23 protein-coding genes are annotated in these 14225 nt (G+C 45.1%); 4 read left to right on the forward strand and 19 right to left on the reverse strand.

Annotated features, from left to right (window positions below; translation table 11 throughout):
• Positions 1–5: 5 nt before the first annotated feature.
• The gene (gene cyaY / locus KIH43_RS04255) at positions 6–389 is read right to left on the reverse strand and encodes an iron donor protein CyaY (protein WP_296967230.1); all 384 of its coding nucleotides are present in this window, start codon (positions 387–389) and stop codon (positions 6–8) included.
• 47 nt (positions 390–436) lie between these two features.
• On the opposite strand from cyaY, the gene KIH43_RS04260 reads away from it, so the two are divergent.
• Positions 437–625, forward strand: a complete 189-nt coding sequence (locus tag KIH43_RS04260; protein WP_297718091.1) for a lipoprotein — start codon at positions 437–439, stop codon at positions 623–625.
• Positions 622–1920, forward strand: a complete 1299-nt coding sequence (gene lysA, locus KIH43_RS04265; protein ID WP_297718094.1) for a diaminopimelate decarboxylase — start codon at positions 622–624, stop codon at positions 1918–1920. The genes KIH43_RS04260 and lysA overlap by 4 nt, the downstream gene beginning before the upstream one ends.
• A gap of 71 nt (positions 1921–1991) precedes the next feature.
• Here the strand turns inward: lysA and KIH43_RS04270 are convergent, their stop codons facing one another.
• A complete protein-coding gene (locus KIH43_RS04270) occupies positions 1992–2711 on the reverse strand; it encodes a c-type cytochrome (protein ID WP_297718097.1) in 720 nt (239 codons plus the stop codon).
• Between the two features lie 115 nt (positions 2712–2826).
• On the opposite strand from KIH43_RS04270, the gene yihA reads away from it, so the two are divergent.
• Positions 2827–3492 carry a ribosome biogenesis GTP-binding protein YihA/YsxC gene (gene yihA, locus KIH43_RS04275; protein WP_297718100.1) on the forward strand — a complete coding sequence of 222 codons (666 nt, stop codon included), beginning with the start codon at positions 2827–2829 and terminating at the stop codon, positions 3490–3492.
• Entirely contained in the window at positions 3470–4495 is a 1026-nt protein-coding gene (gene hemB, locus KIH43_RS04280; protein WP_297718103.1) for a porphobilinogen synthase, read from the forward strand. Before yihA ends, hemB begins: the two co-directional genes overlap by 23 nt.
• 36 nt (positions 4496–4531) lie before the next feature.
• Here hemB and dsbD read toward each other — a convergent pair whose 3' ends face one another.
• The 17 genes from dsbD to rpsN all read right to left on the reverse strand — a co-directional run bounded on the left by dsbD (position 4532) and on the right by rpsN (position 14191).
• Complete coding sequence (dsbD, locus tag KIH43_RS04285; RefSeq protein ID WP_297718106.1) at positions 4532–6205, reverse strand: protein-disulfide reductase DsbD; 1674 nt, start codon at positions 6203–6205, stop codon at positions 4532–4534.
• Positions 6206–6207: 2 nt separating this feature from the next.
• A complete protein-coding gene (gene cutA / locus KIH43_RS04290) occupies positions 6208–6567 on the reverse strand; it encodes a divalent-cation tolerance protein CutA (RefSeq protein WP_297718110.1) in 360 nt (119 codons plus the stop codon).
• A gap of 68 nt (positions 6568–6635) precedes the next feature.
• Positions 6636–7031 carry a 50S ribosomal protein L17 gene (gene rplQ, locus KIH43_RS04295; RefSeq protein WP_296969879.1) on the reverse strand — a complete coding sequence of 132 codons (396 nt, stop codon included), beginning with the start codon at positions 7029–7031 and terminating at the stop codon, positions 6636–6638.
• Between the two features lie 16 nt (positions 7032–7047).
• A complete protein-coding gene (gene rpoA / locus KIH43_RS04300; RefSeq protein ID WP_296969876.1) occupies positions 7048–8028 on the reverse strand; it encodes a DNA-directed RNA polymerase subunit alpha in 981 nt (326 codons plus the stop codon).
• 24 nt (positions 8029–8052) lie between these two features.
• The gene (gene rpsD, locus KIH43_RS04305; protein ID WP_296969871.1) at positions 8053–8676 is read right to left on the reverse strand and encodes a 30S ribosomal protein S4; all 624 of its coding nucleotides are present in this window, start codon (positions 8674–8676) and stop codon (positions 8053–8055) included.
• Between the two features lie 116 nt (positions 8677–8792).
• A complete protein-coding gene (gene rpsK, locus KIH43_RS04310; protein WP_173954862.1) occupies positions 8793–9200 on the reverse strand; it encodes a 30S ribosomal protein S11 in 408 nt (135 codons plus the stop codon).
• A gap of 18 nt (positions 9201–9218) precedes the next feature.
• Positions 9219–9584, reverse strand: a complete 366-nt coding sequence (gene rpsM, locus KIH43_RS04315; protein WP_215316689.1) for a 30S ribosomal protein S13 — start codon at positions 9582–9584, stop codon at positions 9219–9221.
• Between the two features lie 24 nt (positions 9585–9608).
• Positions 9609–9725 (reverse strand): 50S ribosomal protein L36, encoded by a 117-nt coding sequence (rpmJ, locus tag KIH43_RS04320; RefSeq protein WP_012357167.1) that lies wholly within the window; start codon positions 9723–9725, stop codon positions 9609–9611.
• Positions 9726–9759: 34 nt separating this feature from the next.
• Positions 9760–9978 carry a translation initiation factor IF-1 gene (gene infA / locus KIH43_RS04325; RefSeq protein ID WP_068320132.1) on the reverse strand — a complete coding sequence of 73 codons (219 nt, stop codon included), beginning with the start codon at positions 9976–9978 and terminating at the stop codon, positions 9760–9762.
• A 4-nt stretch (positions 9979–9982) separates the two neighbouring features.
• On the reverse strand, positions 9983–11320 hold the full coding sequence (gene secY / locus KIH43_RS04330; protein WP_297718118.1) for a preprotein translocase subunit SecY: 1338 nt from the start codon (positions 11318–11320) through the stop codon (positions 9983–9985).
• Between the two features lie 17 nt (positions 11321–11337).
• Positions 11338–11778 (reverse strand): 50S ribosomal protein L15, encoded by a 441-nt coding sequence (gene rplO / locus KIH43_RS04335; RefSeq protein WP_296969855.1) that lies wholly within the window; start codon positions 11776–11778, stop codon positions 11338–11340.
• 27 nt (positions 11779–11805) lie between these two features.
• The gene (gene rpmD, locus KIH43_RS04340; RefSeq protein ID WP_068947704.1) at positions 11806–11994 is read right to left on the reverse strand and encodes a 50S ribosomal protein L30; all 189 of its coding nucleotides are present in this window, start codon (positions 11992–11994) and stop codon (positions 11806–11808) included.
• A gap of 24 nt (positions 11995–12018) precedes the next feature.
• On the reverse strand, positions 12019–12537 hold the full coding sequence (rpsE, locus tag KIH43_RS04345; protein ID WP_215323700.1) for a 30S ribosomal protein S5: 519 nt from the start codon (positions 12535–12537) through the stop codon (positions 12019–12021).
• Positions 12538–12554: 17 nt separating this feature from the next.
• Complete coding sequence (rplR, locus tag KIH43_RS04350; RefSeq protein WP_296969846.1) at positions 12555–12908, reverse strand: 50S ribosomal protein L18; 354 nt, start codon at positions 12906–12908, stop codon at positions 12555–12557.
• Positions 12909–12921: 13 nt separating this feature from the next.
• Positions 12922–13455, reverse strand: coding sequence for a 50S ribosomal protein L6 (gene rplF / locus KIH43_RS04355; RefSeq protein WP_296969844.1), 534 nt, complete (start codon positions 13453–13455; stop codon positions 12922–12924).
• 10 nt (positions 13456–13465) lie between these two features.
• Positions 13466–13861: a 30S ribosomal protein S8 gene (gene rpsH, locus KIH43_RS04360; RefSeq protein WP_296969841.1), complete on the reverse strand. Its 396-nt coding sequence runs from the start codon at positions 13859–13861 to the stop codon at positions 13466–13468.
• A 24-nt stretch (positions 13862–13885) separates the two neighbouring features.
• Positions 13886–14191 (reverse strand): 30S ribosomal protein S14, encoded by a 306-nt coding sequence (gene rpsN, locus KIH43_RS04365; protein WP_215323696.1) that lies wholly within the window; start codon positions 14189–14191, stop codon positions 13886–13888.
• Positions 14192–14225 lie beyond the last annotated feature (34 nt).

The raw sequence follows: 14225 nt of genomic DNA on the forward strand, positions 1-14225 counted from the left end.
CACTGCTACCCTTTCATTAGCGCGATTTTGACTGGTTGACCCGCTTGCGCGCTTGCGAACTCAGACAAATCACTAAATAACTCTTTCCCAGTCTTGGTATCAAGCCACAAAGGCTGCGCTACAGTGCCAGCCCAACGATAGTGATAACCGCCCGATTTAGCGGCCACCCAAATTTCATGTAAGGGCGGCTGTGTATTCACTACGATCACACTCTTGTCGCGAAAGCGGATGTTAATAACATTATTACCTTGACGTGCTACATCCAAATCCAAATCTAGCTCATCATCAGCAGACTCTAGCGCCACTTCAATCGAATGGAGCAATTGGCTACCCAATTGATGAAATTGCTTATCGTCGATAGTTTCTACATTGGGGTTGTTTGGATTCATAGAAGAGCCCTGCATGCTATATTCAATTATTCGTTCAAGAGACATTCATGATAGCGATTCTTAACAAAGCACTCAGTATCAGTCTGCTAATATCCCTTGTAGGATGTGGGGTTAGGGGCCCCCTGTATTTACCTAATATACCGCCAGCCCCTACCGCTCCCACAGAGCCTGAGCCTAAAGGCAAACTCTATCCACCGCCTGCTAGCAACAACTCCACTCCATCGACACAGCAATGACAAGTAAAGCGCTACCACCTCCAAAATTATCAGGGTTTAGTGAACGTAATGGCATTTGGTATGCCGAGGAAATTCCCCTCATAGATTTAGCAAAAGAATATGGCACGCCGCTTTATGTCTATAGCAAAAAAGCATTGACCGAATCATATGAAGCCTATGACAAAGCATGCATAGATGGCAAAGGAAAGCGTCGCGCCCGCATTCATTACGCCATGAAAGCGAATAGCAATTTAGCAGTGATTGATTTGTTTAAACAACTCGGCGCTGGATTTGATTTAGTCAGCGGCGGTGAATTAGCGCGCGCCCTTGCCATTGGCGCTGATCCTAAAAGCCTGGTATTTGCTGGTGTAGGCAAGTCAGCCCCCGAAATTGCCGCCGCTCTCAAAGCAGGCGTGAAGTGTATTAATGTGGAATCGATTGCAGAGCTTCACAAAATTAATCGAGTTGCCTCTGATCTAAATCTTCGAGCACCCATCTCTTTGCGCGTTAATCCAGATGTTGATGCACAAACCCACCCATATATTTCAACTGGATTAAAAGGCAATAAATTTGGCATTGCCTATCACGAGGTATTAAAAACGTATCGCGAGGCATCACGTCTCCCGCAAATTGATGTCGTCGGCATTGACTGTCATATTGGCTCGCAAATCACAACCACCGCTCCTTACTTAGATGCATTAGATAAAGTCTTGGATTTAGTAGAGCATCTCAAAAGAGAGGGCATTGTGATTCACCACCTTGATCTAGGCGGCGGGCTTGGTATTTCATATAGCAATGAGACGCCACCCGACATTACAGAATTTACAAATACCCTGTTAAATCATGTTACTGAGAGAGGTTTTGGGCATTTAGATGTTGTTCTTGAGCCAGGCAGATCGCTTGTTGGAAATGCTGGAGTGCTGCTAACAACAGTCGAATATTTAAAACCAGGCGTAGAGAAAAACTTTTGTATTGTTGATGCAGCAATGACCGAACTCATGCGCCCCGCCTTGTATGAAGCACATCATGGCATTGTTCCTGCTCAAACAAAGCAAACAAAATCGATTGTGTATGACGTCGTTGGGCCTGTTTGCGAATCCGGCGATTGGCTTGGTAGAGATCGACAACTTGCTGTGGAAGAAGGCGACCTTCTAGCCATTCTCTCTGCAGGTGCTTACGGTTTTGTGATGGCATCAAACTACAACACACGCCCTAAACCAGCAGAGATTATGGTGGATGGCAAAGATGCTTTTGTAATACGTAGACGTGAAAGCATTCAAGAACTCTATAGCACAGAGAGCGTCTTACCTAAATAATCGGACTGTTTAATTCAATAAAAAACCCCGCTGTAAAAGCGGGGTTTTTGTTTTTCAGAGCCGATACTTTCTTAATGCAATCCAGCAATGTAATCAGATACCGCTTTCATTTCTTGATCAGATAACTTGGTTGCAATGGTTGTCATTTGGCTACTATTTTTGCGAACACCGTCACGGAATGCTAACAATTGAGCATTGGTGTACTCAGCCCATTGGCCGCCCAAGAGTGGGTACTGAGAAGGTATACCAGCACCAGTTGGGCTGTGACATGCTGCGCAAGCTGGAACGCCCTTTGCGGCAATACCACCACGGTAAATGCTTTGACCTAATTCAATAGTGTCTTTATTTTGTGCAACGCCTTGTGAAATAGGTTGCTTAGCTAAATATGCAGCGATGTTTTGCATATCTTGTTCTGTCAAAGTGGCTGACATACCCATCATCACAGGATTCGCGCGTGTGCCTTCTTTGAAATTTTTCAATTGCTTGGCTGTATATGCAGCATGTTGAGCGGATAACTTAGGCCATGTACCTGTGGCGCTTTGCCCCTTAGGACCATGGCAAGTTAAACAAGCGGTAACGCCACGGCTAGAATCGCCATTGGAATAAAGTGCCTCCCCAGCGGCTGGATCGACTTTTGGCTTGCCTGGAACAGCAGCCTTAGCATCTGCAGCCATTGGAGCAGCGTCTGCAGCATTTGCTACGCCTGAAACGCCAATCAAAGCGAAAATAGAAAGGGCTGCAAAACCCGCACGCAAGCAGTTGAATTTGGAGATTTGGGAGGTTTGACGCATTATGTTTACCTTGGCAAAAATTCCTAAAAGTGTTTGGGCCCTACATTTACAACCTTTTTACCCAACACCATGAGATATTTCATGATTTTGCGTGATTTTACAATAGCTTCTAGACATGTCTAAACTCTTTCAAGCCCGATTCGCCACAACAGTCAATGACACCCATTGCCTACCAGCCACACCCCTTCCTGAGGTAGCCTTTGCAGGTCGTTCCAATGCGGGCAAATCTAGCGCAATTAATGTCCTTTGCAACCAAAAAAGGCTTGCTTTTGCCAGTAAAACCCCTGGTCGCACCCAACATATCAATTATTTTGGACTTTTCTCCAAAGACGACCTTTTGGCTTATTTGGTGGATTTACCGGGCTATGGCTATGCAGCCGTGAACCACGAGACCAAATACCACTGGAATAGCTTATTAAGCGATTACCTGCAGGAACGGCAGCAATTAGTGGGCATGATTCTTATTGTTGACTCTAGACGCGGCCTTACAGACCTAGATGCGCAAATGATTCAATGGTTTGTGCCTACAGGCAAACCTATTCACGTTTTGCTGAGCAAGTGCGACAAACTCAATAAAAGTGAGTGCAAGCATGCGCTAGAGGCAGTCCAAAAGCAACTGCAACAATATGATCCGCTACTTCCAAACGATAACGGTGAATCAAAACAACTTACGGCACAATTGTTTTCAAGCACAAAACGTATTGGGCTTGAAGAGGCAGATAATTTAATTATTAAATGGCTATTTGAATCAGAACCCCATGATGAAGAAATCTCACAATAACTCCTTGCTCAATTTTCCAGGACATCGTCCTCGTCGGATGCGTCGTGATGATTGGTCTCGTCGGCTAGTCCAAGAAAATACCATCAGCGTTAGCGATTTGATCTACCCCGTTTTTCTACTAGAGGGTAAAGGAAAATCGGAAGCTGTTGCTTCCATGCCCGGTGTTAGTCGACTTTCGCTCGATCTGCTACTTCCTGTAGCACAAGAGTGTGTTGATCTTGGCATTCCTGTTCTTGCCCTATTTCCAGTTATCGATGCAGCACTAAAAACACCAAATGGTGAGGAAGCGTTTAACCCCAACGGCTTGATACCAACTTCTGTACGCGAGCTTAAAAAGCGATTTCCAAATTTAGGCATCATGACTGATGTTGCACTTGACCCTTACACCAGTCATGGGCAAGATGGCATCCTTGATGATCAAGGTCGCATTTTGAATGATGAAACTACTGCCATCTTGGTCAAACAAGCTCTTGCACAAGCAGAAGCAGGTGTTGATATCGTTGCACCCTCTGACATGATGGATGGCCGTATTGGAAAAATTCGCGAAGCGCTTGAGCAAAAGCAACTTATTCATACACGCATCATGGCTTATTCAGCAAAATATGCCTCTGCCTTTTATGGCCCTTTCAGAGACGCAGTAGGCTCAGCAAAGAATCTTGGTAAAGCTGACAAAAAAACCTATCAAATGGATTGCGCCAATAGTGACGAGGCTTTGCGGGAGGTTGCGCTAGATATTAGCGAAGGGGCTGATATGGTAATGGTGAAGCCTGGGATGCCATATTTAGATATTGTGAGACGTGTCCGTGAAGCATTTGAATACCCAACCTATGCCTATCAAGTAAGCGGCGAATACGCAATGCTCAAGGCTGCCGCACAAAATGGTTGGCTTGATCATGATGCAGTCATGATGGAATCCTTGCTTGCATTTAAGCGTGCGGGTGCGGATGGTGTGCTTACCTACTTTGCAATAGAAGCGGCACGCATATTGAAAACGATTAAGTAGTTCCGCAATCTACTCAATTATTTTAATTTTTTTACCTCATTGAGTCGCTTGTTTTAAGCGCTCAATAAAACGTTGCGGCGGCATATAACCAATGACACGCCGTGATGTTAGCTCTTTAGCGTTCTGATTAAAAATTAAGATGCCTGGTGGGCCATATAAATTAAAGCGCTTAAGCAGGGCCTGATTAGCAGCGCTATTCGCAGTTACATCGGCCTGCAATAAAACAAATTGCTTTAATTCTTTGCTAACTTCAGGGTTCGCAAATGTATTGACTTCCATTTCTTTGCAGCTAATACACCAATCGGCATAGAAATCGAGTAACAGCATTTTTTGCTCTTGCTTGGCTCTATCAAGTTGCTCATCTAATTCTGCTGACGAATGAATCACCATGAAAGAAAGCTCGCCCACTTGATGAATGGCTTGTCCATTAACGATATTTTGAGATTTGGATGACTCATTCTTTTGAATTAATGGTGAAGCAATCCATGCTGCCGTTGCTACTAACAAAACACCTAGGGTTCGTTGCAACCAAACCATCCAAATACCAGTGGATGGAATCAATATTCGCGCTTCAATTGCAATGAATAAAAGTGGTAGCCCCATACCCAAAGCCATGACAAATAAGAGTCCTGCGCCCAAGGTCATAGAGCCTGTTTGCGCAATAAAAGCCAAAACCCCCGCTAACGGGGCAGTAATGCAAGGGCTGGCAACTAATGTCGAGATTCCGCCAAGAGCAAAGGCACCTAAGACACTACCGCCCTTCTGGCGCCCTGCAAGCCTATCTACATGGTGATGCCAAGCCTGGGGCAGCCTCAAGTCATAAAGCCCAAAAAGACTGCCTGAGAGGGTCAATAGTAGAAGTGCAAAGGCAGCTAAGGCTAGAGGGCTTTGCAGAGCTCTTTGAACACTGCCTCCAAGGGCGGCCATTAAAACGCCAGCCAAGGCATAAACCAATGCCATGCCCATCACATAGGCAAACGCTAAAGCACTTGCACGCCCTTTTGAAATTGCCTTTCCACCCTGTGTTCCAAATATGACACTCGAAAGAATAGGCAGCATGGGCAAAACGCATGGCGTAAACGCCAAGGCTAGCCCCAAAACAAAAAAAGCGAGAAATAAATAAGTACTTGATGCGCTTTGTAGAAATTTGCCAATCGCATTCACATCATCACGCTCACGCCACAAATCAGCCAAACCAAATTGCGAGCTTGAAATTGGTGTGGCCTGCTCTGTTGTTGCCGCTTCTAAAATTTCAGGAATGGGTGCCGCTTTCACTCCAGGTGCTGCCAACAAAAATTTCAAGGTCATTGGCGGATAACAAATGCCCGCCTCAGCACAACCTTGCAATGTAGCTTCCACATGTATGGGTTTTTCAGCTGCAGGTTTGACATCTAACAAAACCATAAAAGGCTGCTTATAAACCTGCATTTTTTTCTGAAAAGTTTCATCAAACTTTTCAACGCCAAATGGCAGTTTAGGCCTTATTTTATATAGCTTTCCGGGTTCTGAACCAGCTTGGAACTGGAGCGATTCCTGATAAATGTAATACCCTTTTGCTGGGATGAATTCCAGCTCTACTTGATTCGAATTTTCTAGCCAAGTAGCCTCCGCCCTAAAAGCTTTTTCTGGTGGCAAAAAATCTGTTGCAGCAAAAAGTTGTGCAGATAACAGCACTAAGAGCGCAATAAGTGACTTCAGAATCAATTGCATTCTCATGCTTTATTTACCTCGGCTTGAACCCAATCACCATACTGTTGTGAATATTGCTCAGGCGAGAAAGCCAAAATTTCAGGAAGCTCATATGGATGATTTTTCTGAATAACGCTTAATATTTCTTGCCATTTGCTTGCTAAAGTTTTAGCAGATAAAAGAACTTCCTGCTCCTCGCACAACTTACCTTCCCAGCGATATATCGACTGAATGTTACTTCCTAATTGCACACAAGCCGCCAAGTTTTCATCAATAAGGACGCGCGCCAAACCCTTAGCAGCATCAACATCTGGCAACGCTGTAACGACCACCAATAGGTGATTCTGAGCAGATAAAGGCGTATTTATGGGGGTTGGAGACATAAGCTATTTATAACCCTTTAAATGAAAAAAGCCAGACCGAAGCCTGGCTTTTTCTTTGAGACAGAGTATTAAGCCTCTTGAGTTTCAGCAACCACTTCCTCAACTTCTGGGCGGTCAACTAACTCAACCAAAGCCATTGGCGCATTATCGCCATGACGGAAGCCAAACTTCAAAATGCGAAGATAGCCACCTGGACGTGTTGCATAGCGTGGGCCAAGCTCAGTAAAAAGTTTGGTCACAATATCACGATCGCGAGTGCGATTAAATGCCAAGCGACGATTAGCCAAGTTATCTTTTTTACCCAAGGTAATTAAAGGCTCAACAACCATCCGTAATTCTTTTGCTTTTGGCAAAGTGGTTTTAATCACTTCGTGCTCCAAAAGAGAATTAGACATGTTGCGCAACATCGCTAAGCGATGTGAAGAGGTTCTATTGAGTTTGCGTAAGCCGTTTCCGTGACGCATGATGCTTCCTTTCTAATTATTTCTCAAGGTTAGCTGGAGGCCAGCTCTCGAGTTTCATGCCAAGACTTAAGCCACGAGCAGCCAATACATCTTTAATTTCATTCAAAGATTTACGGCCCAAATTAGGCGTCTTCAACAATTCATTTTCGGTACGTTGAATCAAGTCACCAATGTAGTAGATGTTCTCAGCCTTCAAGCAGTTTGCGGAGCGAACTGTGAGCTCAAGATCGTCAACCGGACGCATCAACATTGGATCAACCATTGAAGAGCGATTTGGTGCGAGATCACCAGATACTTCACTGCTTTCTAGAGCTGCGAATACTACCAATTGATCTACCAAGATACTTGCAGCCTGACGAATTGCTTCTTCAGGAGACAACACGCCATTGGTTTCAATGGTCATAACGAGGCGATCAAGATCGGTACGTTGCTCAACACGAGCAGACTCAACAGCATAGCTAACACGGCTCACCGGGCTAAAAGATGCATCCAATACGATGCGGCCAATGATCTTGGAGGTTTCGTCGTTATATTGACGAACGTTACCAGGAACATAGCCACGACCTTTTTCAACCTTGATCTGCATATCTAGCTTGCCACCAGCTGATAGGTGAGCAATGACATGGTCAGGATTGATGATTTCTACATCGTGAGGAAGATCAATGTCTTTTGCTGTAACGACGCCTGGGCCTTCTTTACGCAAATTGATAGTGACTTCATCACGTGACTGTAATTTAAATACGATACCTTTAAGGTTCAACAAGAGATTGACGACATCTTCCTGAACGCCATCTAAGGTTGAATATTCATGAACTACACCTGCAATAGCTACTTCAGTTGGAGCATAACCAACCATCGAGGACAAAAGTACACGACGTAATGCATTACCGAGTGTGTGGCCATAGCCACGCTCGAACGGCTCCATAACAACCTTAGCTTGGTTGGCGGTAAGCGCTTCAACAGAAATAATCTTTGGCTTGAGCAAATTTGTTTGCATATTTTTTCCTTGAGAGTGCCTAAATTAGCGTGAATACAATTCGACGATCAAACTTTCATTAATTTCACCGCTGATATCTTCGCGATCAGGCACTTGCTTAAATGTTCCTTCCAACTTAGTCGCATCAACAGATACCCAAGTAACCGCAGTCATTTGTTGAACCAAATTGAGTGATTCTGTAATACGTGCTTGCTTCTTCGCCTTTTCGCGAATTGCAACTACGTCACCAGGTTTAACCTGAATAGATGGAATATTTACTGCGTTGCCATTAAGCATGATTGCGCCATGAGAAACTAACTGACGCGCTTCTGCACGTGTTGAGCCAAAGCCCATGCGATAAACCACGTTATCCAAACGTGACTCTAATAACTGGAGCAATGTTTCGCCGGTGTTACCTTTGCGACGCTCTGCCTCCGCGAAATAACGACGGAACTGACGCTCTAATACGCCGTAGATACGTTTAACCTTTTGCTTTTCACGCAATTGATTACCGTAGTCAGATGTTCTTGAGCCAGATGTACGACCATGTTGACCAGGCTTAGTATCTAACTTGCACTTGTCTGACAAGGCGCGACGTGCGCTCTTTAAAAATAAGTCGGTACCTTCCCGACGTGCTAATTTGGCCTTAGGCCCTAAGTAACGTGCCACGATGTTTTCCTTTCTTTGCCGCAGCCTTTCGACCGGCGGTGAGTTCACCCTTTAAATCAGGTGAACAGTGGGCTTTAATAAAAAACTACTAAAACTTTTACTGCCAACTTCCTAGCTTAGATACGACGACGCTTAGGAGGGCGGCAACCATTGTGAGGAACTGGAGTAACGTCTTGAATCTCAGTGATCTTGATACCCAATGAGTTCAATGCGCGAACTGCAGATTCACGACCTGGGCCCGGGCCCTTGATCTGAACTTCCAAATTCTTGATACCGCATTCAATAGCGACCTTACCTGCTACTTCTGCAGCTACCTGCGCGGCAAAAGGAGTAGATTTACGTGAGCCTTTGAAGCCCTGGCCACCAGAAGTTGCCCATGAAAGCGCATTTCCCTGACGATCAGTGATCGTAATAATGGTGTTATTAAAAGAAGCGTGAACGTGTGCAATGCCGTCAGCAACGTTCTTTTTAACCTTCTTACGAGCGCGCTGTGCAGCAGCGGAAGCGGATTTTTGTTGTGCCATGTCAATAAACTTTCTTGATTATTTCTTCAGTGCAATGCCGGACTTACGTGGGCCCTTACGGGTACGCGCATTCGTCTTGGTACGTTGACCACGAACAGGCAAGCCTTTGCGATGACGCACGCCACGATAGCAACCCAAGTCCATCAAACGTTTGATGCTCATTGTCACTTCACGACGAAGGTCACCCTCAGTAATGAATTTACCTACTTCATCACGCAACTTTTCTAAGTCAGCGTCAGTAAGATCTTTAACTTTTTTGTCAATTGCAACACCTGTAGTTTTGCAAATTTGACGTGCACGAGTTGTGCCAATGCCAAAAATTGCTGTTAAACCAATAACAGTATGTTGATGATTTGGGATGTTTACCCCAGCGATACGTGCCATGAGATTTCCTCTTAATTAACCAGATCAGCCTTGACGCTGCTTATGACGTGCATCTGAAGAGCAGATCACACGCACAACACGTTTGCGCTTGATGATCTTGCAATTTCTGCAAATACACTTAACGGATGCTAAAACTTTCATAACTCACCTCTTAAAAATAGGTACTACTTAATCTTTACTTCGCACGGAAAATAATTCTGGCGCGCGTTAGGTCGTAAGGAGTCATCTCCACCGTTACCTTATCTCCTGGCAAAATTCGGATGTAGTGCATCCGCATCTTTCCAGAAATGTGCCCTAGAACCACATGTCCGTTTTCCAGCTTCACGCGAAACATCGCGTTTGGCAAATTCTCTACCACTTCCCCCGCCATCTGAATTACATCGTCTTTAGACATTCAGTTAAGCGCCCATCTTAAAGTTGGCTTTTTTCATCAAAGAGCCATACTGTTGCTGCATAACAAATGACTGAACTTGAGCCATAAAATCCATCGCAACAACCACAATAATTAACAATGAAGTACCACCGAAATAAAACGGCACGTTGTACTTCAACACTAAAAATTCTGGCAACAAGCAGACCAGAACCATATAAATTGCACCAGCTAAAGTCAGGCGCACCAAAATCTTATCGATGTAACGCGCTGTTTGATCGCCTGGACGAATACCTGGAACAAATGCGCCACTCTTTTTCAGGTTATCCGCAGTTTCACGACTGTTAAATACCAAGGCCGTATAGAAAAAGCAGAAGAAAATGATCGCAGCAGCATACAAAATGGTGTACACGGGCTGACCCGGCGCCAATGTAGCGGCAAGATCTTTAATAAAACGACTAAATACATTAGTTGTATCACCAGAAGTAAACCAGCCGGCAATCGTTGCAGGAAACAAAATAATCGATGATGCAAAAATAGGAGGAATCACACCCGCCATATTGAGCTTAAGTGGGAAATATGAGGATTGCCCGCCATAAATTTTGTTACCTACTTGGCGTTTGGCGTAGTTCACCAAAATACGGCGCTGACCACGCTCTACAAACACCACAAAATAAGTCACTGCTATCACGATCACCACGATCAAAAGAGCAGAAATAATATTCATTGAGCCAGTGCGAACTAGCTCCAATAAACTAGCTAGAGCATTTGGCAAGCCAGAAACGATACCGCCGAAAATGATGATAGAAATACCGTTACCTAAACCACGCTCAGTAATTTGTTCGCCAAGCCACATCAAAAACATCGTGCCAGTTACCAAAGTGACGACGGTGTTTAGTTCAAACATTAAACCTGGGTTTATTACCAAGCCTGGCTGAGCTTGCAATGCCACAGAAATTCCTAGCGCCTGAAATGTTGCTAAAAACACGGTGCCGTAACGGGTGTATTGAGTAATCTTACGTTGACCAGCTTGGCCTTCTTTTTTCAATGCCTCCAAAGAAGGAACCACAATCGTCATCAATTGCATGATGATCGATGCAGAAATGTAAGGCATGATTCCTAAGGCAAAAACGGTAAAGCGAGATAAGGCACCACCTGAGAATAAGTTGAACATTCCCAAAATACCGTCTTTTTGGCCCGCAAACAATTGCGCCAGTTGGTCAGGATCAATTCCTGGAACTGGAATATGAGCACCCAAACGGAACACGAGCAAAGCCAACACCAAGAAAATCAAGCGCTGGCGTAATTCGCCAAACTTGCCCCCTGTTGTTGCTGTGCTTGCGTTAGTGGTTGGTGCTAAAGCCATACTGAATCAATAACCTATTAAGCCAACTCAACCAGTTTGCCGCCAGCTGCTTCAATAGCTGCCTTTGCACCGGCTGTCGCTGTAATGCCCTTTAGAGTTACAGCAATCTTGAGTTCGCCTGTTTTAATCACTTTTACTGCATTGATTTGCTCACCAGCAAAACCATGAGCCTTCAATACCAAAAGATCTACTTCAGGCAAATTGATTTTTGCCAAGTCATTCAATGTGATTTGACCAACGTGACGACGAGTCAAAGAAACGAAACCGCGCTTTGGCAAACGACGATACATTGGCATTTGACCGCCTTCGAAGCCTACTTTGTGGAAGCCGCCGGAACGTGATTTTTGACCTTTGTGACCACGGCCAGCAGTTTTACCAAGGCCAGAGCCAATGCCGCGACCTACGCGACGGCGAGCCTTTTTAGAGCCTGCTGCGGGTTTGAGTGTATTGAGTTGCATATTCTTCGCCTATTTACTAGCTAGTTTTTAGCCAATGACTTTCACTAGATAAGAAACTTTATTAATCATGCCGCGAACAGCTGGCGTATCTTCCAATTCAGAAACTGAATTGATTCGACCAAGACCTAAGCCGCGAACAGTTGCACGGTGGCTCTCGCGTGTGCCAATCAAGCTGCGCACTAATTGCAGTTTGACTTTGGAGTTTGATTTTGTCATTTGTAGATTCCTAATCTTTTGGTCTTAGCCGAGAATCTCTTCAACTGACTTACCGCGCTTAGCAGCAATCTCAGCAGGAGTACTCATCTTGCTCAAACCATCAATCGTTGCGCGAACCATGTTGTAAGGATTGGTAGAACCAAGTGACTTAGCAACAACGTTAGTAACGCCCATCACATCAAAAATAGCGCGCATTGGACCGCCAGCAATAACGCCAGTACCATCTTTTGCTGGAGAGATCAGAACGCGGGAAGCGCCATGTTGACCAATCACAGAATGCTGCAATGTACCTTTACGTAAAGGCACCTTAATCATTTTGCGACGTGCCTCATCCATTGCTTTTTGTACAGCAACAGGCACTTCTTTTGACTTACCTTTGCCCATGCCGATGCGGCCATCACCATCGCCAACTACAGTGAGTGCAGCGAAACCGAGAATACGGCCGCCCTTTACCACTTTAGTGACGCGATTAACAGCGATCATCTTCTCGCGAAGACCATCATCACGCTCTTCGTTTTGCATCTTAGTTTGCATTTTTGCCATGTTTTTTCCTAAACCTATTAGAACTTCAGGCCGGCTTCACGCGCAGCTTCAGCTAAGGCCTTAATACGGCCGTGGTAACGATGACCGGAACGATCAAAAGCAACATCAACAACGCCTGCCTTAACAGCACGCTCAGCAACGAGTTTGCCGACTTGTTTTGCTGCATCAGCGTTGCCGCCGTTCTTGATTGCCTGGCGCAAATCTTTTTCCATTGTTGAAGCGGCTGCTACAACCTTGGTTCCACATGGGCTATAAACCTGAGCGGAAATGTGTGAGTTGCTACGGATAACAGTTAAGCGATTTGCACCTGCTTCAGCGATGCGAATACGAGTCTGCCGAGCACGTCTTTGTCTGGATTCGTCTTTATTCATTTTCTAATCTCGCTTACTTCTTCTTAGTTTCTTTCAGATGCACAACCTCATCCACGTAGCGAACACCCTTGCCTTTGTATGGCTCTGGTGAGCGGTATGCGCGAACTTCGGCGGCTACCTGGCCAACTTGCTGCTTGTTGGAGCCTTTAATAATGATTTCAGTTTGCGATGGGGTCTCAGCTTTTACGCCCTTTGGAAGGTTGTAAATAATGTCGTGTGAGAAACCTAATTGCAATTTCAATGTTTCGCCCTGGGCTTGTGCACGATAACCAACGCCTACCAAGCTGAGCTTGCGCTCAAAGCCAGTAGTTACTCCAACAACCATGTTGTTTACTAAAGCACGTGCTGTACCAGAATGTGCACCAGCCTCTGGAGAGTTATCGTTCAATACAACGGTTAACACACCGTCTTCTTGCTTCAAACCAACTGAAGGATGCAAATTGTGTGTCAAGGTTCCTAGTGGGCCTTTAACAGTCACGTTTGCACCATTGATGCTAATTTCAGCGCCCTTTGGCACTGTAATTGGTGATTTACCTACGCGGGACATATTTCGCTCCTTAAGCTACGTAGCAAATAACTTCGCCGCCCACGCCAGTTGCACGTGCTTTGCGGTCAGTCATTACGCCTTTAGGGGTTGAAATAATGGCAATGCCCAAGCCATTCATGACTTCTGGAATGTCATGACGGCCTTTATAGATACGCAAGCTTGGTGTCGAAACACGATCGATGCGCTCAATAACAGGACGGCCTGCATAGTATTTGAGATCAATATGGAGCACTGGCTTAGCTGCTTCACCTTTGACTTCGAAACTTTCAATGTAGCCTTCGTCTTGCAAAACTTTTGCAATAGCCACTTTAACTTTTGACGACGGCATTGTGACCAAAGGCTTCTGCACTGCTTGCGCATTGCGGATCCGGGTCAACATGTCGGCGATTGGATCGCTGATACTCATGAGTTCTCCTAATTCTTTCGCCGCTTACCAGCTGGCCTTGGTTAAACCGGGGATTTCGCCACGGAATGCGATTTCGCGAATCTTGCTACGAGCCAAACCGAATTTACGGAATGTGCCACGTGGGCGACCGGTTAATGAACAACGATTTCTTTGACGAATCGGGCTTGCGTTACGTGGAAGAGCTTGGAGCTTCAAGCGAGCTTCATAGCGCTCTTCATCGCTGCGTGAATTATCAGCAATGATTGCTTTGAGTTCTGCACGCTTAGCAGCGTACTTCTCTACAGTTTTTGCGCGCTTATTTTCGCGCTCAATTAGGGATAGTTTTGCCACGTTAGCCTCTTAATTGCGGAAAGGGAATTTGAAA

This window comes from Polynucleobacter sp. (assembly GCF_018500155.2).
GTDB lineage: Bacteria > Pseudomonadota > Gammaproteobacteria > Burkholderiales > Burkholderiaceae > Polynucleobacter.

Bases quoted from the DNA above. Each gene is read 5' to 3' on its own strand.
- cyaY (WP_296967230.1), bottom strand. From the start codon at position 389: ATGAATCCAAACAACCCCAATGTAGAAACTATCGACGATAAGCAATTT.
- KIH43_RS04260 (WP_297718091.1), top strand. From the start codon at position 437: ATGATAGCGATTCTTAACAAAGCACTCAGTATCAGTCTGCTAATATCC.
- lysA (WP_297718094.1), top strand. From the start codon at position 622: ATGACAAGTAAAGCGCTACCACCTCCAAAATTATCAGGGTTTAGTGAA.
- KIH43_RS04270 (WP_297718097.1), bottom strand. From the start codon at position 2,711: ATGCGTCAAACCTCCCAAATCTCCAAATTCAACTGCTTGCGTGCGGGT.
- yihA (WP_297718100.1), top strand. From the start codon at position 2,827: ATGTCTAAACTCTTTCAAGCCCGATTCGCCACAACAGTCAATGACACC.
- hemB (WP_297718103.1), top strand. From the start codon at position 3,470: ATGATGAAGAAATCTCACAATAACTCCTTGCTCAATTTTCCAGGACAT.
- dsbD (WP_297718106.1), bottom strand. From the start codon at position 6,205: ATGCAATTGATTCTGAAGTCACTTATTGCGCTCTTAGTGCTGTTATCT.
- cutA (WP_297718110.1), bottom strand. From the start codon at position 6,567: ATGTCTCCAACCCCCATAAATACGCCTTTATCTGCTCAGAATCACCTA.
- rplQ (WP_296969879.1), bottom strand. From the start codon at position 7,031: ATGCGTCACGGAAACGGCTTACGCAAACTCAATAGAACCTCTTCACAT.
- rpoA (WP_296969876.1), bottom strand. From the start codon at position 8,028: ATGCAAACAAATTTGCTCAAGCCAAAGATTATTTCTGTTGAAGCGCTT.
- rpsK (WP_173954862.1), bottom strand. From the start codon at position 9,200: ATGGCACAACAAAAATCCGCTTCCGCTGCTGCACAGCGCGCTCGTAAG.
- rpsM (WP_215316689.1), bottom strand. From the start codon at position 9,584: ATGGCACGTATCGCTGGGGTAAACATCCCAAATCATCAACATACTGTT.
- rpmJ (WP_012357167.1), bottom strand. From the start codon at position 9,725: ATGAAAGTTTTAGCATCCGTTAAGTGTATTTGCAGAAATTGCAAGATC.
- infA (WP_068320132.1), bottom strand. From the start codon at position 9,978: ATGTCTAAAGACGATGTAATTCAGATGGCGGGGGAAGTGGTAGAGAAT.
- secY (WP_297718118.1), bottom strand. From the start codon at position 11,320: ATGGCTTTAGCACCAACCACTAACGCAAGCACAGCAACAACAGGGGGC.
- rplO (WP_296969855.1), bottom strand. From the start codon at position 11,778: ATGCAACTCAATACACTCAAACCCGCAGCAGGCTCTAAAAAGGCTCGC.
- rpmD (WP_068947704.1), bottom strand. From the start codon at position 11,994: ATGACAAAATCAAACTCCAAAGTCAAACTGCAATTAGTGCGCAGCTTG.
- rpsE (WP_215323700.1), bottom strand. From the start codon at position 12,537: ATGGCAAAAATGCAAACTAAGATGCAAAACGAAGAGCGTGATGATGGT.
- rplR (WP_296969846.1), bottom strand. From the start codon at position 12,908: ATGAATAAAGACGAATCCAGACAAAGACGTGCTCGGCAGACTCGTATT.
- rplF (WP_296969844.1), bottom strand. From the start codon at position 13,455: ATGTCCCGCGTAGGTAAATCACCAATTACAGTGCCAAAGGGCGCTGAA.
- rpsH (WP_296969841.1), bottom strand. From the start codon at position 13,861: ATGAGTATCAGCGATCCAATCGCCGACATGTTGACCCGGATCCGCAAT.